Origin of the sequence: Allomuricauda sp. F6463D, assembly GCF_023015965.1 — a bacterium.
In the GTDB taxonomy this organism is placed as follows: domain Bacteria; phylum Bacteroidota; class Bacteroidia; order Flavobacteriales; family Flavobacteriaceae; genus Flagellimonas.
On record NZ_JALKAN010000001.1, the window covers coordinates 1,023,716 to 1,047,110 of the forward strand.

21 protein-coding genes are annotated in these 23,395 nt (G+C 40.5%); 17 read left to right on the top strand and 4 right to left on the bottom strand.

Translation table 11 applies throughout. The features are described from left to right. Positions 1-96: 96 nt before the first annotated feature. From MWU56_RS04475 to MWU56_RS04490, 4 genes are all read left to right on the top strand, one after another. On the top strand, positions 97-474 hold the full coding sequence (locus MWU56_RS04475) for a hypothetical protein (RefSeq protein ID WP_247042628.1): 378 nt from the start codon (positions 97-99) through the stop codon (positions 472-474). A 64-nt stretch (positions 475-538) separates the two neighbouring features. Next, the gene (locus MWU56_RS04480; RefSeq protein WP_247042629.1) at positions 539-2,167 is read left to right on the top strand and encodes a bifunctional metallophosphatase/5'-nucleotidase; all 1,629 of its coding nucleotides are present in this window, start codon (positions 539-541) and stop codon (positions 2,165-2,167) included. A 10-nt stretch (positions 2,168-2,177) separates the two neighbouring features. Further along, positions 2,178-2,576 carry a DoxX family protein gene (locus MWU56_RS04485; RefSeq protein ID WP_247042630.1) on the top strand — a complete coding sequence of 133 codons (399 nt, stop codon included), beginning with the start codon at positions 2,178-2,180 and terminating at the stop codon, positions 2,574-2,576. Position 2,577: 1 nt separating this feature from the next. Beyond that, positions 2,578-3,003, top strand: a complete 426-nt coding sequence (locus tag MWU56_RS04490; RefSeq protein WP_247042632.1) for a sulfur reduction protein DsrE — start codon at positions 2,578-2,580, stop codon at positions 3,001-3,003. Between the two features lie 272 nt (positions 3,004-3,275). Here the strand turns inward: MWU56_RS04490 and MWU56_RS04495 are convergent, their stop codons facing one another. Further along, positions 3,276-4,451 carry a GlmU family protein gene (locus MWU56_RS04495; protein WP_247042633.1) on the bottom strand — a complete coding sequence of 392 codons (1,176 nt, stop codon included), beginning with the start codon at positions 4,449-4,451 and terminating at the stop codon, positions 3,276-3,278. A gap of 84 nt (positions 4,452-4,535) precedes the next feature. Continuing rightward, positions 4,536-4,805 carry a type B 50S ribosomal protein L31 gene (locus MWU56_RS04500; RefSeq protein ID WP_247042634.1) on the bottom strand — a complete coding sequence of 90 codons (270 nt, stop codon included), beginning with the start codon at positions 4,803-4,805 and terminating at the stop codon, positions 4,536-4,538. Between the two features lie 159 nt (positions 4,806-4,964). On the opposite strand from MWU56_RS04500, the gene MWU56_RS04505 reads away from it, so the two are divergent. From MWU56_RS04505 to MWU56_RS04540, 8 genes are all read left to right on the top strand, one after another. Then, positions 4,965-5,486, top strand: coding sequence for a DUF4199 domain-containing protein (locus MWU56_RS04505; protein ID WP_247042635.1), 522 nt, complete (start codon positions 4,965-4,967; stop codon positions 5,484-5,486). Between the two features lie 42 nt (positions 5,487-5,528). Continuing rightward, positions 5,529-6,476 (top strand): glycosyltransferase family 2 protein, encoded by a 948-nt coding sequence (locus tag MWU56_RS04510; protein ID WP_247042636.1) that lies wholly within the window; start codon positions 5,529-5,531, stop codon positions 6,474-6,476. A gap of 58 nt (positions 6,477-6,534) precedes the next feature. Further along, positions 6,535-8,241 carry a phospho-sugar mutase gene (locus MWU56_RS04515; protein WP_247042637.1) on the top strand — a complete coding sequence of 569 codons (1,707 nt, stop codon included), beginning with the start codon at positions 6,535-6,537 and terminating at the stop codon, positions 8,239-8,241. Positions 8,242-8,245: 4 nt separating this feature from the next. Next, a complete protein-coding gene (locus tag MWU56_RS04520; protein ID WP_247042639.1) occupies positions 8,246-10,072 on the top strand; it encodes an ABC transporter ATP-binding protein in 1,827 nt (608 codons plus the stop codon). A 302-nt stretch (positions 10,073-10,374) separates the two neighbouring features. After that, positions 10,375-10,917: an RNA polymerase sigma factor gene (locus tag MWU56_RS04525; RefSeq protein WP_247042641.1), complete on the top strand. Its 543-nt coding sequence runs from the start codon at positions 10,375-10,377 to the stop codon at positions 10,915-10,917. Positions 10,918-10,950: 33 nt separating this feature from the next. Next, positions 10,951-11,484, top strand: a complete 534-nt coding sequence (locus MWU56_RS04530; RefSeq protein ID WP_247042643.1) for a hypothetical protein — start codon at positions 10,951-10,953, stop codon at positions 11,482-11,484. Next, complete coding sequence (locus MWU56_RS04535) at positions 11,477-11,917, top strand: hypothetical protein (RefSeq protein WP_247042644.1); 441 nt, start codon at positions 11,477-11,479, stop codon at positions 11,915-11,917. Before MWU56_RS04530 ends, MWU56_RS04535 begins: the two co-directional genes overlap by 8 nt. Before the next feature lie 110 nt (positions 11,918-12,027). Continuing rightward, positions 12,028-12,381 (top strand): DUF6515 family protein, encoded by a 354-nt coding sequence (locus tag MWU56_RS04540; protein ID WP_247042645.1) that lies wholly within the window; start codon positions 12,028-12,030, stop codon positions 12,379-12,381. Between the two features lie 59 nt (positions 12,382-12,440). Here the strand turns inward: MWU56_RS04540 and MWU56_RS04545 are convergent, their stop codons facing one another. Beyond that, complete coding sequence (locus MWU56_RS04545) at positions 12,441-13,472, bottom strand: WD40/YVTN/BNR-like repeat-containing protein (RefSeq protein ID WP_247042646.1); 1,032 nt, start codon at positions 13,470-13,472, stop codon at positions 12,441-12,443. Positions 13,473-13,532: 60 nt separating this feature from the next. Here MWU56_RS04545 and MWU56_RS04550 point away from each other — a divergent pair, with 60 nt between their 5' ends. Beyond that, positions 13,533-14,747: an RsmB/NOP family class I SAM-dependent RNA methyltransferase gene (locus MWU56_RS04550; RefSeq protein ID WP_247042647.1), complete on the top strand. Its 1,215-nt coding sequence runs from the start codon at positions 13,533-13,535 to the stop codon at positions 14,745-14,747. A 46-nt stretch (positions 14,748-14,793) separates the two neighbouring features. Here MWU56_RS04550 and MWU56_RS04555 read toward each other — a convergent pair whose 3' ends face one another. Beyond that, a complete protein-coding gene (locus MWU56_RS04555; protein WP_247042648.1) occupies positions 14,794-16,386 on the bottom strand; it encodes an amidohydrolase in 1,593 nt (530 codons plus the stop codon). 236 nt (positions 16,387-16,622) lie between these two features. On the opposite strand from MWU56_RS04555, the gene purL reads away from it, so the two are divergent. The 4 genes from purL to MWU56_RS04575 all read left to right on the top strand — a co-directional run bounded on the left by purL (position 16,623) and on the right by MWU56_RS04575 (position 23,390). Further along, positions 16,623-20,279, top strand: coding sequence for a phosphoribosylformylglycinamidine synthase (purL, locus tag MWU56_RS04560; protein ID WP_247042649.1), 3,657 nt, complete (start codon positions 16,623-16,625; stop codon positions 20,277-20,279). Positions 20,280-20,282: 3 nt separating this feature from the next. Next, entirely contained in the window at positions 20,283-20,738 is a 456-nt protein-coding gene (locus MWU56_RS04565) for a GNAT family N-acetyltransferase (RefSeq protein ID WP_247042650.1), read from the top strand. Between the two features lie 92 nt (positions 20,739-20,830). Then, entirely contained in the window at positions 20,831-22,600 is a 1,770-nt protein-coding gene (locus tag MWU56_RS04570; protein ID WP_247042651.1) for an AMP-dependent synthetase/ligase, read from the top strand. A gap of 346 nt (positions 22,601-22,946) precedes the next feature. After that, positions 22,947-23,390: a MarR family winged helix-turn-helix transcriptional regulator gene (locus tag MWU56_RS04575; RefSeq protein ID WP_247042652.1), complete on the top strand. Its 444-nt coding sequence runs from the start codon at positions 22,947-22,949 to the stop codon at positions 23,388-23,390. Positions 23,391-23,395: the final 5 nt, after the last annotated feature.

Genomic DNA, 23,395 nt, shown 5'->3' on the forward strand with positions numbered 1-23,395 from the left:
CAACTAATCTTATACAAGACCGTTAACGAAACCCACTCAAACACCTATGTAACTTTAGTTACATCTTTTTTGCCCAATTAATACGTTCTTTGGAATATGCAGGGAATCCACAAATCCACATTTGATATGCGCATCCTGTTTACCACTTTGTTGGCAGGTCTGCTTTTGGTGGCGCCCTGCAAAGTCCGTAATTCCTTGGAACATTCCCTGGGCCTGGAAAAATCCGAGGTTTCCAATAAGTTAAAAACTACCATTTCTATTAAGTCATGTGCTTCCTATGAGGCGGTGCAAATCTCCCAGGACCATACAACTAAGGTAGTGGACATAGGCACTTTACAGCTGCCTGCCATGGCGTCAACTATCGTTTTTACAGCTTCCAACAACCATAAGAAGTTTTCCGCCGTCAAAAAGCAACCCTTTGCCGCGGAAGTTCCCCTCTATATTTTATATCGACAGTTCCAAGTGTATTCGTGATTCGTCCCTTTCGCCATCAGGCATAGCCTACGTATCATCTACAGTCGAATCATAAAACAACAATATGCAAACCATAAAACATTGGGGGCTCATCGCCCTGCTCCTCGGAACCCTATCCGCTTGCAAGGACGCCAAAACCCCTGCGCAAGACACCGAACAGACCATCACCATATTACAGACCGCTGACATTCACGGGCAACTGTTTCCTCACGACGAACTGTTTTGGGAAAACGAACAAATCACCTTTAGAAAACTGGGTGGATTGGCCCACGTAAAAACCCTTTTTGAGGACGAACGCAGCAAAAACCCCGAAGGCACCCTGATTTTGGATGGCGGTGACCTCATCCAAGGAAGTGCAGTTGCTGCACTGTCGGAAGGGAAGGCCTTCGCCCCCATCATCCAAGAAATGGGCTACGATTTCCTAATTCCCGGCAACTGGGAGGTCGTGTACGGCAAACAAACCATGATGGATGTGCTTACCCAGTACAACACCCCGGTGATTTCCGCCAATATGTATCACGAAGCCACGGGAGAATCCCTGTTTCCCCAATATTTCATCAAAGAACTGAAAGGCGTGAAACTCGGGTTCATCTCCTACAACGACCCCGAAATTCCGGTGCGCCAGAATCCGTCCTTCAGCAAGGGCATCCGCTTTGACCCCATCGATGCCAACTTGAAAGCCCTGATCACCGAACTCAAGGACAACCAAGGAGTAGATGTGCTGTTTTTGGTCACCCATATCGGTATCAGCAAACAATACGATTTGGCCAATAATCCGGCCTTGGAGCGCGTGGACTACCTGCTCGGGAACGATACCCACGAACGCATCCGCAAACCCTTGCAGGCCAAGTACACCAAAGTGACCGAGCCAGGGGCCTTTGCCTCCTTTGTGGGCAAGCTCAACATAACCGTAAAAAACGGCAAAATTGTAAACGATACCTATGAACTTTTGGAAGTGGACCCGTCTACATATCCAGCCGACCAAAAGGTCACTTCGATCATTGATAACGCCACCGCTCCGTACCAAGAGGAGACCAGTGAGGTTTTTGGGTACACCAGTGTTCCGCTCTACCGGTATTTTGTAGTGGAAAACCCCATGGACAATTTTATTACCGATGCCGCCCGATGGAAAACAGGCGTGGATATTTCCATTTCCAACGGGTTTAGGTTCAGTCCGCCCATATCGGTCGGGGAAAGTGGCAAAGCACCCATTACCAAAGCCGACTTATGGAGCATGCTGCCCGTAAACGAAAAAGTGAAAATCGGAAAGGCCAGCGGAAAACAAATCAAAGATTGGCTGGAACAAGAACTGCACAATGTGTTTGCCCAAAACCCCATGGAGCGTTTTGGCGGTTGGTTGGTGCGCTTTTCGGGCATGGAACTGACCTTTTACGCCAACAAGCCCAAAGGTGAGCGTGTAGCGTCCATAGAAATTGGAGGAAAGCCCATTCAAGATGACAAATTGTACACCATGTCGGCCTGCCGTAGGGAGGGCGAGCCCTTACCTACCCTATGCCGAATGCCCAACACCGTGGAAACCGAGGTGATGGACTATACCATCCACGATGTGGTCGAGGAATACTTGAAAGAAAAGGGCACCATAGCCCCAACTTTGGACGGACGGGCAAAGGCTTTAGATTTGGGACCCAATGTATTGTCGCAATTACCGGGAACCGATTATCAATTCCATTAAACTCAGAGCCATGCAAAGCAAAAACATTGAAGTCAGCCGTAGTTCCGTGATAGTGCTACGGGTATTGGTAAGTTTGATATTCATTGTGGCCAGTTTAAACCACTTGATCAATACCGATAAAGCCGTTGCACGCATCGAAAATGCCAAGTTTGGGGCTTTGGGCCATCTATTGGGCCCTCCAGAAATCGCAGTGATCATCTCCGGAGTGGTGATGTTGCTTGGTGGTATAGCCTTGGTCGTAGGTTTTAGGACCCAATGGGCTGCCATTGTACTGATTGCCATGCTAATCCCCATCACTTTGACCATTCAGGTGGGGCAAATGACGTCCATGGGGCCGTTGTTCAAGAACATTGCCATTTTGGGCGGACTCCTATTTTTTGTATTGAATCCAAAACTTAAAAATCAATAATATGAAACATGTATTGACCCTGGCCGTATTGGCCATCACCCTGTTTGGTGGACTGACCGAAGTTGGTGCCCAAACCACATACAACAAAGAACAGAACAACTATTTTGTGCTTACACGAAAAATTCCCCAATTAAAGGCCATATTGTTGGCCGCTGATGAACTAGCTGCCGATGATGGGGATAAATTTGGGGAGTTCCATGTGGTGATCTGTGGGGAAACCGTGAAAGAACTGACCCATTTAGAAACCATGCAGCCCTTTCTTGATTTGGCAGCAAGTGAAAAGATACAACTATTGGCCTGTGGTTTTTCGCTTAAAAAATTCGGAGTGGATGCCACAAAACTACCCAAGGAAATGGGTGTAGTGGACAACGGCATTTTGTATGGTTTCAACCTGCAAAAAGATGGGTTTTTGAGTCTTACTTTGTAAAAGTGAATGCTTTATGTTGATAGAGGGTGTCTAAAATGTCGGTTTTCGTCAACCTGAACTTGTTTCAGCTTCTCATAATATACTGTTTATCAAAACGATGAGATTCTGAAACAAGTTCAGAATGACGTATTTCAATACTTTTTTGATGGCGATGTGTGATTATTATCCATTACTGGGAACTCCAAACAATAAAATCATCTAAAGTTGGTGTTTTTTAAAAACGTTCCATTACTAAAAATCAGCAAAAGGACAATTGGTAAGGTAGAATGAGACTAGTAATTACGCCATTTTTGGGTCAACTCAAAAACATGTTCCAAAACCCTGGTCTCGGTAGCATTGAATTCCATATTACGACGTTTCATCATGGCTTCAGCTACCTCAAAAGCCTTATTGGTCCTGAAAGTGGTATAACCAGCAGCTCCACCCCAACTAAAACTGGGAATAAAGTTTCTAGGAAAACCGCTACCGAAAATATTGGCGCTCACACCGATAACAGTGCCTGTATTGAACATCACATTAATCCCGCATTTACTATGGTCGCCCATCATCAACCCGCAAAATTGAAGCCCTGTTTTGACAAAACCTTCGGTTTTGTAGTTCCATATGCGAACGGGTGCATAGTCATTCTTTAGATTGGAAGTGTTCGTATCGGCACCGATATTACACCACTCCCCCAACACCGAGTTTCCGAGAAAACCATCATGACCTTTGTTGGAATTGGCAAACAGTACGGCATTATTAACCTCTCCACCGATTTTACAGCCAGGTCCCGCGGTAACTGCCCCATAAATTTTTGCTCCCATTTTTACAATGGCATTTTCGCAAAGGGCCAACCCGCCACGAACCATACAGCCTTCCATCATTAAGGCGTTCTTACCAATGTATATGGGTCCGGTGGAAGCGTTCAAAATACAGAACTCCACCGTGGCACCTTTCTCGATAAAAATATTCTCTGGGCTCTTTACTTGATTGGTCTCGGATATGGATTGACTCGTTCTTCCATTGGTCAACAATTCAAAATCAGCTCGCAGTGCTTCCGAATTTTTGGAGAAAATGTCCCAAGTATTCTTGATGGTGAATACATCCCCTTCAAAAGCAATGGTTTTATATGTTGATACTTCAAACCCAGTTTCTGGCTTGTCCGTCACATAAGCAATATATTCTTCGTCATCCATCAAAGCCTCACCAACCTTCAATTTTTGAATTGCATCGACCAAGGTTTTGTTGGGCAAGTAACTCCCATTTATTACCGTATTATTAGTGGCGACCGTTAAAGGGAATTTCTCTAAAAGGTATGTTTCGGTTTGAAAACTGACGGGTGCTTTGAGCCATTTTCCCCATTTTTCATCAATGGTTAGAATCCCCACCCGAATACCAGGTACAGGACGTGTGAGTGTAAACGGAAAAAGGTCTTCGCGGTGGTTACCGTCAGAAAGAATATAGTTCATACCTCAGCTTTGAATACCGTAAAAATAAAAAACGCTCCCGAATACCAATCGAGAGCGTCTATATAATTCGTTGAAAAGTGCAACCTACTCGGTCTCCTTCTCTTCTTTCTTGAATTTTTTGTACTTGTTCTTGAACTTGTCAATTCTACCAGCAGTATCGACCAATTTAGTCTTACCGGTATAGTAAGGGTGAGAAGTTCTTGAAATTTCCAATTTTACCAAAGGATATTCAGTACCATCAACAGTAATGGTCTCTTTCGCTTCAGCAGTGGACTTTGTAAGGAACACATCGTCGTTGGACATGTCTTTAAAAGCAACCAATCTATAGTTTTCCGGGTGTATATCTTTTCTCATCGTCTTAAATGCTTAATCTCAGAATTTTCAGGGTGCAAATTTAATAATTTCTTTTACACCTCCAACTTAAATTCACTAAAAAATAAAAAGTAATTTTATATGTAACAAATGTAAGCAATATTGCACTAACCAATTATAATCAACACAAACTTTAAAAAAATGGAAGAACAACAACCAAAAACTGGAAAATTTGCACTTAACTACGGACTTTTATCCGGTTTGATATCCATGGTGTTCGGCGTTATGCTCTACACACAAAACATGCACTACGAAACAAGTACCGCTGTTATTGTAATCTCTATAGTGATTTTAGCGGCCATTATATTTTTTGCAATTAACGCATTTAAAAAGGCAAATGGTGGCTATTTAACCATTACAGAAGCACTTAAAGTTGCAGTGGGCATTGCCTTGGTAGGCGCCATAGTTTCCTTGATTTACCAATTCGTACTTACCACCTTTATTGAACCCGATTTTATGGACAAGGCCATGGAACTTGCCAAACCAAAAGCAATGGCCAATAACCCGAATATGACCGAGGAGCAATGGGAACAAGGTGTAGAAATGCAGAAAAGCTTTGCTTGGATCCAGTACCCCATTCTTTTGATCATGAACTGTGTGCTCGGTTTGGTCTTAGGTCTGATTACCGGATTGATATTGAAAAAGTCCAAAGCGGATTACTAAAACAAAAAATACTACTTTTGAAGGGAATTCCAGAAACAAGCAATGCAGATTTCCATTGTAATTCCTTTGCTTAACGAGCAAGAATCTTTAAAAGAACTACATGATTGGATTGTTCAGGTAATGCAATCCAATCATTTTACTTATGAAATTATCTTTATAGATGATGGCAGTACCGACGGTTCTTGGGAAACTATATCCAAGCTTTCCGATGTCAACGAAAATATAAAAGCAATCCGATTTCTTAAAAACTTTGGAAAATCGCAGGCCCTACATGCGGGATTCAAAGCGGCAGAAGGAGAGGTTGTAGTCACCATGGATGCCGACCTACAGGACAATCCCGAAGAAATTCCGGAAATGTACCAAATGGTTAAACAAGGTGGCCATCATGTGGTATCGGGCTGGAAAAAGAAACGCTACGATTCCGTTATCAGCAAAAACATTCCGTCCAAATTGTTCAATTGGGCAGCAAGGAAAACCTCGGGCGTAAAACTCCACGATTTCAATTGCGGCCTTAAGGCTTTTAATCATCAAGTGATAAAGACCATTGAGGTGTCGGGAGAAATGCACAGATACATTCCGGTTTTGGCCAAGAACGCCGGGTTTTCGGATATTTCGGAAAAAATAGTGCAGCATCAAGCCAGAAAATATGGTTCCACAAAATTTGGGGCAGAGCGATTTATCAATGGTTTTTTGGATTTGATCACGATATGGTTCGTTTCTAAATTTGGCCGAAGACCCATGCATCTTTTTGGAGCTTGGGGCGTGCTCATGTTTATTGTTGGATTTGGTTTTTCCCTCTATTTGGGTATTGACAAGCTCTTTTTAAATCCCACAGGTCGACTTATCACTGAAAAACCGCAGTTTTTTATCGCATTAACGGCAATGATCATAGGTACACAATTGTTTTTAGCTGGTTTTATAGGGGAAATAATGGTGAGATCACGGAAAAATGATACTCGATACAATATCTCCGAGAAAATAAACCTTTAGACTATTCCCAAACTCGTTAAACTTTGTAATTTTAAACCTCTAAACAACTAGTAACACTATGAATTCCATTACTGATACGGCAAAAACGTGGTTAACCGATTCTTTTGACGAAGCCACAAAAAAAGAAATCAAACATCTCTTAGAAAACGACCCTGAAGAGCTAAAGGAACGTTTTTATAAAGATTTAGAGTTTGGTACCGGAGGAATGCGTGGTGTTATGGGAGTGGGTACCAATAGGATAAACAAATATACATTGGGGAAGAATACCCAAGGACTAAGCAACTATCTTAAAAAATCCTATACTGATGACGACCTTAAGGTTGTAATCGCTTACGATTGCAGACATAATTCCAAATCATTGGCGAAAACTGTAGCCGACGTTTTCTCTGCCAACGGAATTCGAGTTCATTTGTTTTCGGATTTAAGAACAACACCAGAGCTTTCTTTTGCGGTAAGACATATTGGATGCCATGCGGGAATAGTGCTAACAGCATCCCACAACCCACCAGAATACAACGGATACAAAGTATATTGGGCCGATGGCGGACAGATTGTACCTCCCCAAGACGGTGAAATTATCGCAGAAATCAATGCGCTTTCTTTTGAGGACATCAAATTTGATAAAAATGAAAGTTTGATACACCACATTGATGAAGAAGTGGATGAAGCCTTTTTTGATGCTTCGGTAAAAAATGGAAGCTTTGATGCCAAAGGAAAAGACGATTTTAAAATTGTTTTCACTTCGTTGCACGGGACCTCCATTACCGCTATTCCGGAAGTTTTGAAGCGTGCTGGCTACAACAATGTTACCATCATCGAAGAGCAAGCAAAACCGGATGGTGATTTCCCTACCGTAAAATCTCCAAATCCAGAAGAGCCTGAAGCCTTGTCCATGGCTATAGCCAAAGCTGAGCAAATCGGTGCAGATATGGTAGTTGGTACCGATCCTGATAGTGACCGTTTGGGAATCGCGGTACGTAATCTTGAAGGTAAAATAGAATTACTGAATGGAAACCAAACCATGGTCTTAATGACCAAATTTCTTTTGGACCAATACCAGGAAAAAGGGTTTAAGGGCAACGAATTTGTTGCGACCACCATTGTTTCAACTCCAATGATGCAGGAAATGGCGAAGTCCTACGGGGTGGAGTTCAAAACAGCGTTGACTGGCTTTAAATGGATTGGTAAAATGATTAAAGACTTCCCAAGCTCCACCTTTATAGGAGGTGGTGAGGAAAGCTTTGGATATATGGTCGGGGATTTTGTTAGAGATAAAGATGCGGTTACCTCTACCCTATTGGCTTGTGAAATTGCAGCAAATTCGAAAGCTAATGGTAGTTCGTTCTACGAAGAATTGATTGATGCTTATGTACAATTTGGTTTCTACAGAGAAAAGTTGATCTCTATTACTAAAAAAGGAATAAGCGGTGCCGAGGAAATCCAACAGATGCTCAAGGATTTTAAAGAAAATCCTGTGGATGCTGTTCAAGGCTCAAAATTACTGTACATTGAGGATTACAACACCTCAACTGTTAAAAATGTACAAACCGGTGAAGAGTTTACACTCAATCTACCTAAATCAAATGTACTGATTTACGAAACCGAGGATGGTACCCGAATTGCCGCGCGACCCAGTGGAACGGAACCTAAAGTAAAGTTTTATATCAGTACAAATGCAAAATTGGAGAAGGCAGCAGATTATAAATCCGTAAATTCGCAGCTGGAAACCAAATTGGAAGGTATCCTTTCTGAGCTGAATTTATAAGTGAATGAACTACTTTAAAAAGATTCTCCGGTTTGCCAAACCGTACAAAATTTATGCATTCCTGAATATTGTAGCCAATATTTTTTATGCTCTTTTTGCGACATTGGCCATGGTCTCGCTTTTTCCAATGCTTGCCGTGTTGTTTAATCAAACTGAGAGGGTTGAAACTGCTCCTACATTTAATGGAATTGGTGGTGCTAAAGATTATGTCTCAGAGTATTTGAACTTTTTTGTCACTCAAAAAGCTGGTGAAAACGAAGGCGAAGCATTGGTTTTCATGGTTATATTGGTCATAACCATGTTCTTTCTTAAAAATTTATTCGGGTATCTCGCAATGTATTTTATCACCTTTTTAAGAAACGGAGTTCTTAAGGATTTGCGAAATGAACTTTATGATAAAACCATAGATCTGCCCATCTCATATTACTCTGAAAAACGAAAAGGAGATACTATTGCCCGCATAACTTCTGATGTGTTAGAAATCCAACACTCTTTTTTGTCCATTCTTGAACTTATTGTGAGAGAGCCCTTGACCTTATTATTTACCATATTGGCAATGTTATCAATAAGTTCGAAGCTTACAATTTTCGTTTTCATATTTCTTCCTGTTTCAGGATATCTTATCTCATTGATTGGAAAATCCCTAAAACGCAAATCAGATAAAGTACAAAAGGAACAAGGATACTTTTTATCAATTTTAGAAGAAACATTGGGAGGTTTGAGAGTCATTAAGGCATTCAATGCAGAATCCAAATTTTCCAGGACATTTAGAAAATCCACATCTAGATTTTACAAATTTTCCAATAGTTTATTAAACCGTCAAAATTTAGCATCACCTACCAGTGAATTTTTTGGGATCGCTGCCATCGGGGTTATTTTATGGTATGGAGGAAAAATGGTGTTGATCGATAAAACCCTACAACCCGAACTCTTTATAACTTACATGGGGTTGGCCTATCAAATATTGACTCCAGCTAAAGCAATAAGCAAAGCATCTTATGGAGTTAAAAAAGGAAATGCTGCAGCCGAAAGAGTAATTGAAATCCTCGAAACGGAAAACCCGATCTCTGAAATTGATAATGCCGTTGATAAATTATCTTTTGATAATGGTATTGTTCTCGAAAACATCTCATTTAAATATGAAGATGATTACGTCCTTAAAGAGTTTAACTTAGAGGTCAACAAGGGCAAAACAATAGCATTGGTCGGTCAATCAGGTAGTGGTAAAAGTACCGTAGCCAATTTGGTGACCCGTTTTTATGATGTCAACAAAGGTGAAATACTAATTGATGGCACCAACATTAAGGAAATCACCAAAAAATCACTTCGAGGACTCATGGGGTTGGTAACCCAAGATTCCATCCTATTTAACGACTCAGTGAAGAACAATATCGCATTGGGCAAGGAAAATGCCTCCATGGATGAAATTATAGAGGCCTCCAAAGTGGCCAACGCCCACGATTTTATTATGGAACTTCCCCACGGATACGATACCAATATTGGAGATAGCGGCAATAAACTAAGTGGCGGCCAAAAACAGCGATTGTCCATTGCTAGGGCCGTACTCAAGAATCCCCCCATTATGATCTTGGACGAAGCCACTTCGGCTTTGGACACAGAAAGTGAACGATTGGTGCAGGATGCCTTGGAGAAAATGATGCAAAACCGCACCTCTATCGTAATCGCACATCGACTGTCAACCATACAAAATGCAGACACCATTGTGGTCATGAGCAAAGGGAAAATTGTGGAAGAAGGTACCCATGAACAACTGATGAAATCAGCTAAAAGCTATAAAAAACTTGTAGAAATGCAGTCATTTACTTCATAAGGTGTTTGGTTGTTGTGTATTTAGTATAAGTGATTTATAGGATTTGTTGTAAAATCCTATCCCGATAAAAAGGGATGTTGAAACTAGTTCAGTATGACGCATACTTTTTTTGAGATTTTCATATCTCAAATATCGACTCCTAACTCCTAAACATAAAGATTCTTCAATCGGCTCAGAATGTCATTACCTCCATTTACCGTTTACCTCCTTTGGCTCTTTTCACAGATTACTTATTGTTTATTGATTATTGAAATTAAACCTTTTCCCCATACCTTAGTCAAAGTACCAAACAATAAGAACAATTGATCGCTGAGGAAACCTTAGTACAGGAGCTAAAGAAGGAGGAAACTCGGGCAAAAGCCTTTGAAGTGTTGGTGAATACCTACAAGGAGCGTCTATATTGGCACATACGTAGGATTGTGCTCAATCATGATGATGCAGATGATGTTCTACAGAATACCTTTATTAAAATCTTTAGAAACATTGATAACTTTAAAGGTGAAAGCAAGTTGTATTCCTGGATGTATCGTATTGCCACCAACGAATCATTGACGTTTCTAAAACAGAAATCAAAAAAAATGGGGGTCAGCGACCAAGAACTCAAGGAAAGATTGGTGGAGAACCTTGAGGCCGACGTTTATTTTGAAGGAGACGAGATTCAAATGAAATTACAAAAAGCATTGGCCTCTCTACCTGATAAGCAAAAATTGGTGTTCACCATGAAGTATTTCGAGGAAATGAAATATGAGGACATTTCGGATGCCTTGGGCACTTCTGTAGGAGCTTTAAAAGCTTCATACCATTTAGCGGTAAAAAAAATAGAAGCATATCTTAGAGAGGATTAAACCATTAGCATATTAGAAAGTCAAAGCAACACGATGAAAAAGAACAAAAAAAATAGTTTCGATATTCCTGAAGGTTACTTCGAGAGCTTCAATGATCGTCTTATGGACAGAATCAAAAAAGAAGAAGCCGAAAACGGAGAGTCCTTGATTCCGAAAAGCGATGGTTTTACTGTTCCAAACAGCTATTTTGATAACGTTGAACCAGTTGTTCTTTCCAAAACTGTTAAAAAGGAAACCAAGGTTGTCCCTTTAAGGCCCAATAGTAATTTTTATTATGGGGCCGCCGCCGTAGCTGCTATCTTTATACTAATATTCAGTTTCAATTGGAATTCGACTTCCGAAACAATAGGTTTTGATGATTTGGCCAATGCCGAAATCGAGGCTTACTTGGACAACAACACGTATGGAATGTCTTCTTATGAAATTGCATCCATTATCCCCATTGATGATTTAAGCTTTGAGGATGTTTTGGAAAATGCATTGGAGGAAAATAACATCTTGGAATATTTAGATGAAAATGTTGACGATATTGAAGATTTAAATTTAGATTACAGTGATTATGAATAAGCGAGCACTTATACTTTGTACCCTATTCTTCGGTACTTTTTTGATGCATGCCCAAGGGCCTGTAAGAGACCGTATCAAAACTTTGAAAGTGGCCTTCATCACTGAACGCATTAATTTGACCAGTGAAGAAGCACAACTGTTTTGGCCCATATACAACGAGCATGAAGAAACAAAAGATAACATGCGCAAAAAAGAATGGGCCGAACTGCAGACCAATATTTCAAGGGCGCAAGAACTTTCCAATAGTGAATCTGAAAAGTTATTGGACAATATTCTTGTGCTTCAGTTTAATAAACAAAAAGCAGAACAAGATTTTCTATCAAAATTACGAACTGTAATACCTGCCAAAAAAGTACTGTTACTTATCAAGGCCGAAGAGGATTTTAAAAAACAACTCTTACGGCAATATCGCAAACGGCGCGGAAATGGTTAAAAACAATTGTAGACAAAAATTTAAGGAGCCCAAAAAGGCTCCTTTTTTTTATGATTAAACCTTTTTTAAAAATCAAAGTCATACATACAGAAACCATAAAAATCCATAATATGAAAAGTATGAAGACAATTTTGGTTACCGTGGCACTAATGGGAACAATGCTAGCCACTAATGCACAATCGACCACAGTGGTACGGGTTTATCCAAAACACGGAACTGTTGTTAAAACCATAGCAAATCCAAGCGTAATAGTGCACAAAAAAACGAACTACTATTATGCCGATGGTGTTTGGTACAAAACACAAGGAAAAAGATATGTGGTTACGGCAGTGCCAAGGGGAGTCAAAATAAAAACCTTACCTCGCGGCAGCAAAGTGGTGTACAGAAATGGAAAAAGATTTTACCAATACCGAGGTGTTTGGTACAAAAAAAGAGGACGTAACTATATTGTAGTGAACGTATAACAATGATTGATTTTTGTTAGTTTTTGATTGATGAGCGGCGATGTTATCGCCGCTTTTTTTTATTTAAAAACCAACCGTGCAATCCTATGCTTGCCCGCCGCAAAGGCAATCGAATCATTTAAAAAACGGACTGTGTAAAAAGACTCATTGCTCAATTGTCGCCAACTTTCACCCCCATCACTAGAATATGAAATCCCCGTAAACCCAACAGCAACCAGTTCTTTACCATTCGAATCTGGAACAAACTGTACGCAACTTTTATAGCCAGGTTCCTGACCATCCGCAATCAATTGCCACGTTTTACCACCATCTACCGTTTTTATTTTGTTCGCCTCGTTATATTCCGGTTGGGTGTAATCTCCTCCTATGGCAAAACCTGTGTTTTCATCAAAAAAGTCCATAGAATAAATGCCTTGGGTAAGTGTTTCAGATATCATCGGAGTATGCTGTATTTGCCAAGTGATACCTTTATCATCAGAAAAATAAATTCTACCTTCTGTGGTTCCAATCCAAACCTTATCCCCTTGCACAGCAATATTACTGTTACTGGCCGCAAAAGCGCCCTCGCCATCAATTCCCTGAGGCAAGTCAGAACAAGATACCTTTATCCAAGAATTACCACCATCCCGTGTTATTATAATAGAAAGGCATCCATCAACCGTATCTCCAACAGCAATCCCATCAGAATCGTTCCAAAAAGCAAGGCTGTCATAAAAAACATCTTCTCCCTCTTCGGTGTAGACCAATTCCATTTGCCCTTGGTCTCCTGTTTTGTACAATAAGGCAGGACTTTCCACAGAAAGCATGAAAAAATCTTGGGTTGTTCCTCCAACGGCCCTAAAATTTGGTGTTATGGAGTCATATGTTTGAACATTGGTCCTTACTTGAAGTGAGTTTACATCCACTGTCCCATAAATTCCACTGCTGCCCGCAAAAGCCAATGTTCTGTTATCCAAAAAAATAATGGCCCTTATGCTCACGGAATCTTCATAAACTGGAGTGATATCAACGGATTGGAACGGTTGCTTTTTTGGTTCTTCGGCACAAGAAAACAAAAGTAGCACGGCTAAAATGGAAAGAATCGACCTCATCGTATTTATTTTCCTCAAAAGTAAGGAGAAATCATACCTTTGCAACCTTATTTTATATTGATGCGTTTACACAGAAACCTAGTATTTGCCGTAATTGATGCCCTTCATATGATTTTTAATGAAGGGGAATATGCCGACAAGGTGATTGAAAAAGTATTGCGGTACGATAAACGCTGGGGTGCTCGGGACCGCGGTTTTATTGCTGAGACTACTTATGATATTGTTAGATGGAAACGTCTTTACTCGGAAATAGCTGAAGTTCATGATCCCTACACCAAACCACATTTGTTCCGATTGTTTGGTGTTTGGTGCGTACTTCGAGGAATACGACTTCCTGATTGGAAACAATTGGAAGGAACCCCAGAAAGAAGAATCAAAGGCAGGTTTGATGAACTTTCCAAGATTCGAAAATTTAGGGAGTCCATTCCAGATTGGATGGACGAACTTGGTGAAAAATCACTTGGAAACGAACTTTGGACCAAGGAAATTGCCGCCCAAAACCAGCAAGCAGATGTTATTTTGCGGACCAATACGCTAAAAATTGCAAAAACACAGTTAAAGGCTTTTTTGGCCAAAGAAGATATTGCTGCGGAATTTATTGAAGGATATCCCGATGCATTAAAACTAGTGGAGCGTAAAAATGTCTTTGTAACCCAAGCTTTTAAAGATGGATTGTTTGAGGTACAAGATGCTTCTTCACAATTGGTCGCCCCATTCTTAGAAGTTGAACCCGGACAAAGAGTGGTTGATGCCTGTGCAGGAGCTGGTGGTAAAACGCTTCACTTAGCCTCACAAATGCAGAACAAAGGACAATTGATAGCTTTGGATATTTATGAAAGTAAATTAAAAAAACTAAAGAAAAGAACCCGACGCAATGGTGTGCACAACGTGGAAACCAGAGTAATCGATTCTACCAAGGTCATCAAAAAACTTCATAATAGTGCCGACCGATTATTACTAGATGCCCCATGTTCGGGATTAGGGGTAATTAAACGAAATCCCGATTCCAAATGGAAATTAGAGCCCGAGTTTGTGGAACGAATTATGGGAGTGCAGCAAGACATTCTTCAGAATTATAGTAAAATGGTAAAAAAAGGAGGACAAATGGTTTACGCCACTTGCTCTATTCTTCCCCAGGAAAATTCGGAACAAGTGAAGAGGTTTTTAGCATCCGAGAACGGAGAAAACTTTGAGTTTGTAAGGGAAAGGAATGTGTATGCCTCCGAAACTGGCTTTGATGGGTTTTACATGGCCTTGTTAAAAAAGAAATCCTGAAAATCTAGCTGATCTTCAGGATTCCAATTTGTTTTTAAACAACAACCTATTGCTTAACCGTGGGATATTCAACACCCAATTGCTCCAAATAGGTGTCATACTTGGTTTCGTCATAATAGAATTTCTCCAAGGCAGGTCTGAACATATCCTGCTTGTCCTTATTTAAAAACGTTGGTGGCATATCATCGGCAGAGATCATAGGCTCATATTTTGTTTCTTTGGTCTGCTCATTATTGAAATAGTCCCAAGCTTGTTCCAACAATTCTGGTTTTAATAAAAAATCCATGATGGTCATAGCTTCTGCTTTGGCTCCCGCAGTCGCTCCCTTGTGTGCGATTGGAGTTGCCATGGCTATGGCATTGGCCCAATGGTGGCCCGGCAATCCTGGAATATTGGATGGAAAACGCATGGTAACCGTAGGTACTTTCCAAGAAACATCACCAATATCGTCAGAACCTCCACTAACAGGTTCTAATACAGGCAGTCCAATTTCTGAAAGTTCGGTCGGAAGACCTTCAATTTTCTGGGAATTCATTTCTGTTTGCACTGCTTTTGCCAATTCTTGATCAGCTTCTGACCATGTGGGAAGTCCTACCTCTTGAATATTCTCATACATGGTTTCGGCAATCACCTTGTTAAAATGTCTTGGCCATGCAGTCCCTAACACACGAGATGTCATTTTGGTTCCGGTCATTAAAGCAGCACCTTTGGCAATATCGTTGGCCTCGGCATACATTTCCATGATACCTTCGTAAGTAACATCTCTAAAATAATACCAAATAGCTGATTTTGAAGGCACCACATTAGGTTGGTCACCAGAATCGGTAAAAATAGAGTGTGAACGTTTTAGTGGGTGCAAGTGCTCTCTTTTATAATTCCATCCAACATTCATTAATTCAGCTGCATCCAGAGCGCTTCGCCCTCTCCAAGGTGCTCCTGCGGAATGTGCCGCTTCACCTTCAAACATATATTCAACTGAAATTAAACCAGTACCTCGAGTTGGCCCCCACGAAACACTCAAATTACTACTAACATGTGTAAAAATGCACATATCAATATCATCAAAAAGGCCATCTCTTACATACCAAGCTTTGGCCGCAACTAATTCTTCGGCAATGCCTGGCCAAAGAATCAATGTCCCACCAATTCCTTCTTTTTCCATCACCTCCTTAACGGCCAATGCAGATGTAATGTTCAACGGAATCCCAGAGTTATGCCCCTCGCCATGGCCCGGCGCTCCTTCTACCATAGGTTTGTGATAGGCCACTCCGGGGTATTGAGATGCTTTAGGTATACAATCCACATCACTCCCCAGTGCAATTACAGGACCTTCACCATTGCTCCAAGTTGCAAACCATGATGTTGGAATATTAGAAACTGAGTTTTCAATGGTAAAACCATTTTCTTCCAATATTCCAGTAAGATAGTTGGTACTCTCCACTTCTTGGAACCCAAGTTCGGCAAAACTGAAGATTTTGTCCACCATAACTTGTGTCTGCTTTTTATTGGCCTCCACAATGGCTTGTACTTCTGCTTTTAGTTTATTGACTTGACTCTTGGAATATTTTTTTTGTGCGGTTGTAGTGGTAGCACCACCAAAAAGCAACATCCCGCAAAACAGGATTTTGATAGTTTTCATAAGATTGATTTTGAGTTAGCTATATTTCTTCTAAGATAGGAAAACAACTTTAATTAGATAAGATTAATACTTTGCACAATATTACTTTTAGTGAATAGATAAAAATTGCGGTTCTTATTTTTTAAATATTAATACTATCAACAATACTTAGTTAACAAAACACATATACTGTTGGACAAAATACGTTCCAAAATCGTAAATTTGCATTTTCTCAAACCGTTCAACGCATAGATTGTATGATCCATTTTTTTGGGGACAAGGCTACCAAGGTTTTTGCCGTCCAAACCACTCAGGAAATCGTTAAGGAAGACATTGACAAACTGACTTGGTTGTTTGGCAACCAGCCTAAGATTGAAGCGGCGTCACTCGACGCCTTTTTTGTTGGCCCGCGGGCAGCTATGGTTACCCCTTGGAGTACCAATGCCACCGAAATTACCCAAAATATGGGCATCACAGGTATTGTTCGTATTGAGGAATTCCATGCCGTCAAAGAAGATTTTATTGATTTTGACCCCATGCTTTCCCAAAAATACAACGGATTGGGACAAGATATTTTTACTATTGATATTGTTCCAGAGCCCATTCAGGAGATTGATGATATTGCATTTTACAACGAGAAAGAAGGGCTCGCCCTTAGCGATGAAGAAGTTGCTTATTTGGAAGGTCTCTCAAAAAAATTAAACCGTAAACTAACGGATTCCGAGGTGTTTGGTTTCAGTCAAGTAAATTCTGAGCACTGCAGACACAAAATTTTCAATGGTACTTTTGTGATCGATGGTGAAGAAATGCCCGCTTCCCTATTCAAATGGATTAAAAAAACATCTGAAGCCAACCCCAACGATATTGTCTCTGCATACAAGGACAATGTGGCGTTCATAAAAGGTCCAAAGGCGGTCCAATTTGCACCAAAAAGTGCAGATAAACCCGACTTTTACGAAGAAAAAGAGTTTGATTCCGTTATATCGTTAAAAGCAGAAACGCACAACTTCCCTACTACGGTGGAGCCTTTCAATGGTGCTGCCACAGGTTCTGGGGGTGAGATAAGAGACCGTTTGGCAGGTGGAAAAGGATCGTTACCCTTGGCAGGTACCGCCGTTTATATGACTTCTTATTCCCGTTTGGAAGAAAACCGTCCTTGGGAAAATGGAATGAAAGAAAGAGATTGGTTGTACCAAACGCCTATGGATATTTTGATAAAAGCATCCAACGGAGCTTCCGACTTCGGAAATAAATTTGGACAACCCTTGATTGCAGGTTCAGTACTTACTTTTGAGCATAAGGAAGAAGTCAGAAAATTAGGTTTTGACAAAGTAATTATGATGGCGGGAGGCATTGGTTATGGAAAAACAGACCAAGCTTTAAAGGATACGCCGAGCAAAGGAGACAGAATAGTTATTCTAGGTGGCGACAATTACCGAATTGGGATGGGCGGAGCAGCCGTATCCAGTGCGGATACAGGTGAGTTTAGCTCTTCGATTGAGTTGAATGCTGTACAACGTTCCAATCCAGAAATGCAAAAAAGAGCTTCAAACGCAATTCGTGGGTTGTTTGAAAGTCATGACAACCCCATAGTTTCCATTCACGACCATGGGGCCGGTGGGCACTTAAACTGTCTTTCTGAATTAGTGGAAGAAACGGGCGGAACCATTGATACGGACAAACTTCCCGTAGGCGACCCAACCCTCTCTAAAAAAGAACTGATAGGCAACGAATCCCAAGAACGTATGGGATTGGTAATCGGTGAAAAAGATTTGGGTCTATTGGACCGTGTTTCTGAACGAGAACGCTCTCCTATGTACAATGTAGGTACCGTTACCGATAATAACACCTTTAAATTTACCTCTAAAAAAACTGGCGAGACCCCGATGGACTTGGAACTTTCCGATATGTTCGGAAGCTCTCCAAAAACTATAATGGAGGATAAATCCACACAACAGAAATATCCTGCACTTTCTTATTCCGTGGAACACTTCCACGATTATTTAGAACAAGTACTCCAATTGGAAGCGGTGGCCTGTAAAGATTGGCTAACGAACAAAGTGGACCGTTGTGTGGGCGGACGTGTTGCAAAGCAACAATGTGCGGGACCTCTACAATTACCTTTGAACAACTGCGGTGTAATGGCCTTGGATTTTAAAGGGAAACAAGGAATAGCCACCAGCATTGGACACTCCCCTATCTCAGGTTTGATAAATCCCGTGGCAGGAAGCAGAAACAGCGTGGCAGAATCGTTGACCAATATTGTTTGGGCACCTTTAAAAGATGGTTTAAAATCAGTTTCATTATCCGCAAACTGGATGTGGCCCTGTAGAAATGAAGGTGAAGATGCTCGCCTATATGAAGCTGTTAAATCGTTGTCTGAATTTGCCATAGATCTTGGCATAAATGTTCCCACTGGAAAGGATTCGCTTTCCATGAAACAAAAATATAAGGATGGGGAAGTATTATCTCCTGGAACCGTAATTGTTTCCGCAGGGGCTAGCTGCAACAACATTACCCAAGTAGTGGAGCCTGTCCTTCAAAAGAATGGCGGAAGCATCTACTATATCAATATATCAAAAGAAAGTCATAAGCTTGGTGGTTCGTCTTTTGCTCAGGTTTTGAATGGAATTGGTGACGAAGCCCCTTCTGTTTTAGATGCAGCATATGTAAAAACTGTTTTTAACACCTTGCAGACACTAATCAAGAACAACCAGATTTTGGCAGGGCACGATGTGGCCTCCGGTGGTTTGATCACAACATTGTTGGAACTATGTTTCGCCGATAATGATTTGGGTGCAAAATTGGATTTGTCCGCTATTGGCGAGCAGGATATCATCAAACTATTGTTCTCTGAAAACATTGGTATTGTATTTCAGTCCAAAGACGATTCGGTTGAGAACGTTTTGTCGGATTCCGGTGTCAACTTTGTAAAAATTGGTGTTCCAACTTCAGAAAGCACCTTAGAAATCAAAAATAATGGCATAGAAATCGGTCTTAATATTGCTTCTTTACGTGATACTTGGTTTAAAACTTCGTATCTATTGGACAACAAACAGACTTCGAATGGCTTGGCCAAAGACCGCTATGAAAATTATAAAAACCAACCCTTAAATTATAATTTTCCGGAAAAATTTGATGGAACATTGACTCCTCGTCCACAATCAAGACCCAAAGCCGCTATTCTTCGTGAAAAAGGGAGCAACTCTGAACGAGAAATGGCAAATGCCATGTATTTGGCCGGATTTGATGTTAAAGATGTCCACATGACGGACCTCATCACGGGTAGGGAAACCTTAGAGGATATTCAATTTATTGGCGCAGTGGGCGGTTTTTCCAACTCAGATGTACTGGGCAGTGCAAAAGGATGGGCCGGAGCATTTAAATACAACGAAAAAGCCAACAAAGCATTAAAAGATTTCTTTGCCAGACCAGATACACTTTCTGTAGGGATTTGCAATGGTTGCCAATTGTTCATGGAACTGGATTTAATCAACCCAGAACATGAAACACATGGTAGAATGACCTATAATGATTCCCATAAACACGAAAGTAATTTCACTTCAGTAAAAATACAAGAGAACAACTCGGTGATGCTATCCAACTTGGCAGGCACCACACTTGGCGTGTGGATAAGTCACGGAGAAGGTAAATTTAGTCTTCCACATAGTGAAGGCCAATATAACATTGTAGCCAAATATGGTTACGAAGGGTATCCTGCCAATCCAAATGGGAGCGATTTTAATACTGCCATGCTTTGCGACGCAACGGGAAGACATTTAGTGACTATGCCCCATATTGAGCGCTCTACATTCCCTTGGAACTGGGCACATTATCCAAAGGATAGAATCGACGAAGTATCACCTTGGTTACATGCATTTGTAAATGCGCGGGTTTGGTTGGAAAAACAGTAAAAAATGACAATACGAAAAGCAGCTAAAAAGGATGTCCCCTTTATAGTTGAAATGCTTGCAAATGATAAACTAGGAATGTTGCGGGAAGATTATCAAAACCCTCTTCCAGACAAATACTTTTCTGCTTTTGAAAATATTGCCATTGACCACAATCAAGAGTTGATGGTGATGGAAACCGACAATGGACAAGTTATTGGAACACTCCAGTTAAGCTTTATTCAATTTCTTACTTATCAAGGCGGAATCCGTGCACAGATTGAAGCGGTAAGGGTTCATCAGGATTATCGTGGCCAGGGGATTGGCAAACAATTGTTCCAGTGGGCTATCTCGCACTCAAAAGTGAAGGGCGCACATCTCTTACAACTTACCACCGATAAAAAAAGGCCAGATGCTTTGAAGTTTTACAAGGCACTAGGATTTAAGGACTCTCATGATGGTATGAAATTGCATTTTCCATAATATTATCAAATAATTATGTTCATTTTTAAATAACTCGTTTTAAAATACGGTTTCCTTTCCTTATTTTGCAATCGCTTTACACAAAACTTACTATGCAGACTGTTACCCGATTATTTGATTTCCCATACTATCAACTTGAAAAACACCCCTTAGAAAAATCATTGGTCACTAAAAGTGACGGTAAATGGATTTCCACGTCCACCCAAGAATACATAAACAAGGCCAATGCGATAAGCCGAGCTTTGTTGGAAATGGGTGTAAAACCAAATGATAAGATTGCCATTATTTCCATGACCAATCGTACAGAATGGAACATAATGGATATTGGAGTCTTACAAATTGGCGCGCAAACGGTTCCTATATACCCCACCATCTCTGAAGATGATTACGAGTACATCCTAAACCATTCTGAAGCCAAATACTGCTTTGTTTCCTGTGAGGAGGTATTGGAAAAAGTACTTGCAATAAGTTCAAAAATCAAAAAACTGGAGGAGGTTTATTCATTTGACCAGCTCGATAATTGTAAAAACTGGAAAGAAGTTTTGGAAGTTGGTTTGTCCGCTACCAACCAAGATGAAGTTGATAATTTAAAAAACGCTGTTAAACCAGAAGATTTGGCAACCCTTATTTATACTTCTGGAACCACTGGAAAACCCAAAGGAGTAATGCTTTCTCACGATAATATTGTCTCTAATGTGGTTTCGAGCGAGGTTAGGGTACCCTTTGAGGCTGGCGGTGTTGCGCTTAGCTTTTTGCCGATTTGCCACATTTTTGAAAGAATGATTCTCTATTTATATCAATATTGTGGGATAGAAATTCATTTCGCGGAAGGATTGGATAAAATCAGTGATAATATAAAAGAGGTCAAACCCAACGTAATGACCGTGGTGCCACGCTTATTGGAAAAAGTATATGATTCCATAATTGCCAAAGGAACGGCACTAACGGGAATCAAAAAGAAATTGTTCTTCTGGGCCGTGGAAGTTGGGCTGAAATTTGAGCCTTACGGAGCCAACGGCTGGTGGTACGAAAAAAAATTAGGTCTTGCCCGCAAATTGATCTTTAGCAAATGGAAAGAAGGTCTTGGCGGAAATTTGTCCGTTATGGTCTCTGGAAGTGCTGCTTTGCAACCAAGGCTTGCGCGAATTTTTGGTGCAGCCAATATGCCTGTAATGGAAGGTTACGGACTCACTGAGACCTCTCCAGTAATAGCCGTTAATGATCAACGCAACAGAGGCTGGAAAATTGGTACGGTCGGAAAAATTATAGATAGAGTCGAAGTCAAAATAGCAGAAGACGGGGAAATTCTTTGCAAAGGTCCCAATGTTATGATGGGATATTATAAAGATCTTGAGAGAACTGCAAAAGTAATGACAGGGGATTATTTCCATACTGGGGACATCGGTGAAATAGACGCCGAAGGTTTTTTGCGTATTACCGACCGAAAAAAGGAAATGTTCAAAACCTCTGGAGGAAAATATGTAGCTCCGCAGCTGTTGGAAAACCGCTTTAAACAATCCAGGTTTATAGAACAGATCATGGTAGTGGGTGAAGGTGAAAAAATGCCAGCAGCCATAATTCAGCCCAATTTTGAATTTGTAAAAGAATGGGGCAAACGTCATGACCTACAACTGGATTCCAATACCGAGATCGCCAAAAACGAGAAAGTAATAGAACGAATGCAAGAAGAAGTGGATTGGGCCAACCAAGAATTTGCCAAATGGGAGAAAGTAAAGCAATTTAGACTTACCCCCGATGCTTGGTCTGTGGAAGAAGGCCTACTCACCCCTACGCTTAAACTGAAAAGAAAGGTTATCAAAGAAAAGTACTTGCGTTTGTACAATGATATTTATGAGCACTAAAAAGCATTCTATTTTCAAGTAGTAATAATCATATATCATTTCGGTTCTCATACTGAGAGAGAATCAAGAACCTATCGATAAAACGCTTTACATCATGGTAGAATGATGAATTGAAGAGAAAAGTACTATGGCTGCACTGACCATAGTGAAAACATCTTTAATTATGTCAGAATATTAATGCCATGTTTTTAGTTCGAACATGTTTTAGGGTAATGTAACATTCTCAATTCACCTATATCTTTATACAATCAATGCTATCTAAGGTGTAAATTCTTAAATACTTAACCTAAATTTATTATGCATGCATAATAAATTTTCTTATATTTGAGAACACCAAACCAGTTCTATGAAAGATTTGACCATTGATCATGCCCTTAGGGCTACCTGGCAAGCAGTTAGCAAAATGTACAATGAAGAGGCAAAAAACTATGGGCTTACAATGGCCATTGGATTTACTTTACTAAGTATTGATCCAAAAGGAGGTACACCGAGTACCACATTGGGTCCTAAAATGGGGATGGAAGCAACAAGTTTGTCCAGAATATTAAAAGCGCTTGAACAAAAAGAATATATACTGCGAAAACGAAATCCAAAAGATGGGCGCGGTGTGCTTATATTCCTTACGCCATTAGGCTTGGAAAAAAGAGAAGAATCCAAAGAAGTTGTATTGCGGTTTAATAATGTAGCAAAAGAACATATATCAGAACAAAACCTCAATGGTTTTTTCAATACTTTGGATATAATCAATAAGCTAATTGTCGATAAGAAAATCTATATAAAAACAAACTAATAATT

Coding starts and splice junctions, on each gene's coding strand:
- MWU56_RS04475 (WP_247042628.1), top strand. CDS start 97: ATGCAGGGAATCCACAAATCCACATTTGATATGCGCATCCTGTTTACC.
- MWU56_RS04480 (WP_247042629.1), top strand. CDS start 539: ATGCAAACCATAAAACATTGGGGGCTCATCGCCCTGCTCCTCGGAACC.
- MWU56_RS04485 (WP_247042630.1), top strand. CDS start 2,178: ATGCAAAGCAAAAACATTGAAGTCAGCCGTAGTTCCGTGATAGTGCTA.
- MWU56_RS04490 (WP_247042632.1), top strand. CDS start 2,578: ATGAAACATGTATTGACCCTGGCCGTATTGGCCATCACCCTGTTTGGT.
- MWU56_RS04495 (WP_247042633.1), bottom strand. CDS start 4,451: ATGAACTATATTCTTTCTGACGGTAACCACCGCGAAGACCTTTTTCCG.
- MWU56_RS04500 (WP_247042634.1), bottom strand. CDS start 4,805: ATGAGAAAAGATATACACCCGGAAAACTATAGATTGGTTGCTTTTAAA.
- MWU56_RS04505 (WP_247042635.1), top strand. CDS start 4,965: ATGGAAGAACAACAACCAAAAACTGGAAAATTTGCACTTAACTACGGA.
- MWU56_RS04510 (WP_247042636.1), top strand. CDS start 5,529: ATGCAGATTTCCATTGTAATTCCTTTGCTTAACGAGCAAGAATCTTTA.
- MWU56_RS04515 (WP_247042637.1), top strand. CDS start 6,535: ATGAATTCCATTACTGATACGGCAAAAACGTGGTTAACCGATTCTTTT.
- MWU56_RS04520 (WP_247042639.1), top strand. CDS start 8,246: ATGAACTACTTTAAAAAGATTCTCCGGTTTGCCAAACCGTACAAAATT.
- MWU56_RS04530 (WP_247042643.1), top strand. CDS start 10,951: ATGAAAAAGAACAAAAAAAATAGTTTCGATATTCCTGAAGGTTACTTC.
- MWU56_RS04535 (WP_247042644.1), top strand. CDS start 11,477: ATGAATAAGCGAGCACTTATACTTTGTACCCTATTCTTCGGTACTTTT.
- MWU56_RS04540 (WP_247042645.1), top strand. CDS start 12,028: ATGAAAAGTATGAAGACAATTTTGGTTACCGTGGCACTAATGGGAACA.
- MWU56_RS04545 (WP_247042646.1), bottom strand. CDS start 13,472: ATGAGGTCGATTCTTTCCATTTTAGCCGTGCTACTTTTGTTTTCTTGT.
- MWU56_RS04550 (WP_247042647.1), top strand. CDS start 13,533: ATGCGTTTACACAGAAACCTAGTATTTGCCGTAATTGATGCCCTTCAT.
- MWU56_RS04555 (WP_247042648.1), bottom strand. CDS start 16,386: ATGAAAACTATCAAAATCCTGTTTTGCGGGATGTTGCTTTTTGGTGGT.
- purL (WP_247042649.1), top strand. CDS start 16,623: ATGATCCATTTTTTTGGGGACAAGGCTACCAAGGTTTTTGCCGTCCAA.
- MWU56_RS04565 (WP_247042650.1), top strand. CDS start 20,283: ATGACAATACGAAAAGCAGCTAAAAAGGATGTCCCCTTTATAGTTGAA.
- MWU56_RS04570 (WP_247042651.1), top strand. CDS start 20,831: ATGCAGACTGTTACCCGATTATTTGATTTCCCATACTATCAACTTGAA.
- MWU56_RS04575 (WP_247042652.1), top strand. CDS start 22,947: ATGAAAGATTTGACCATTGATCATGCCCTTAGGGCTACCTGGCAAGCA.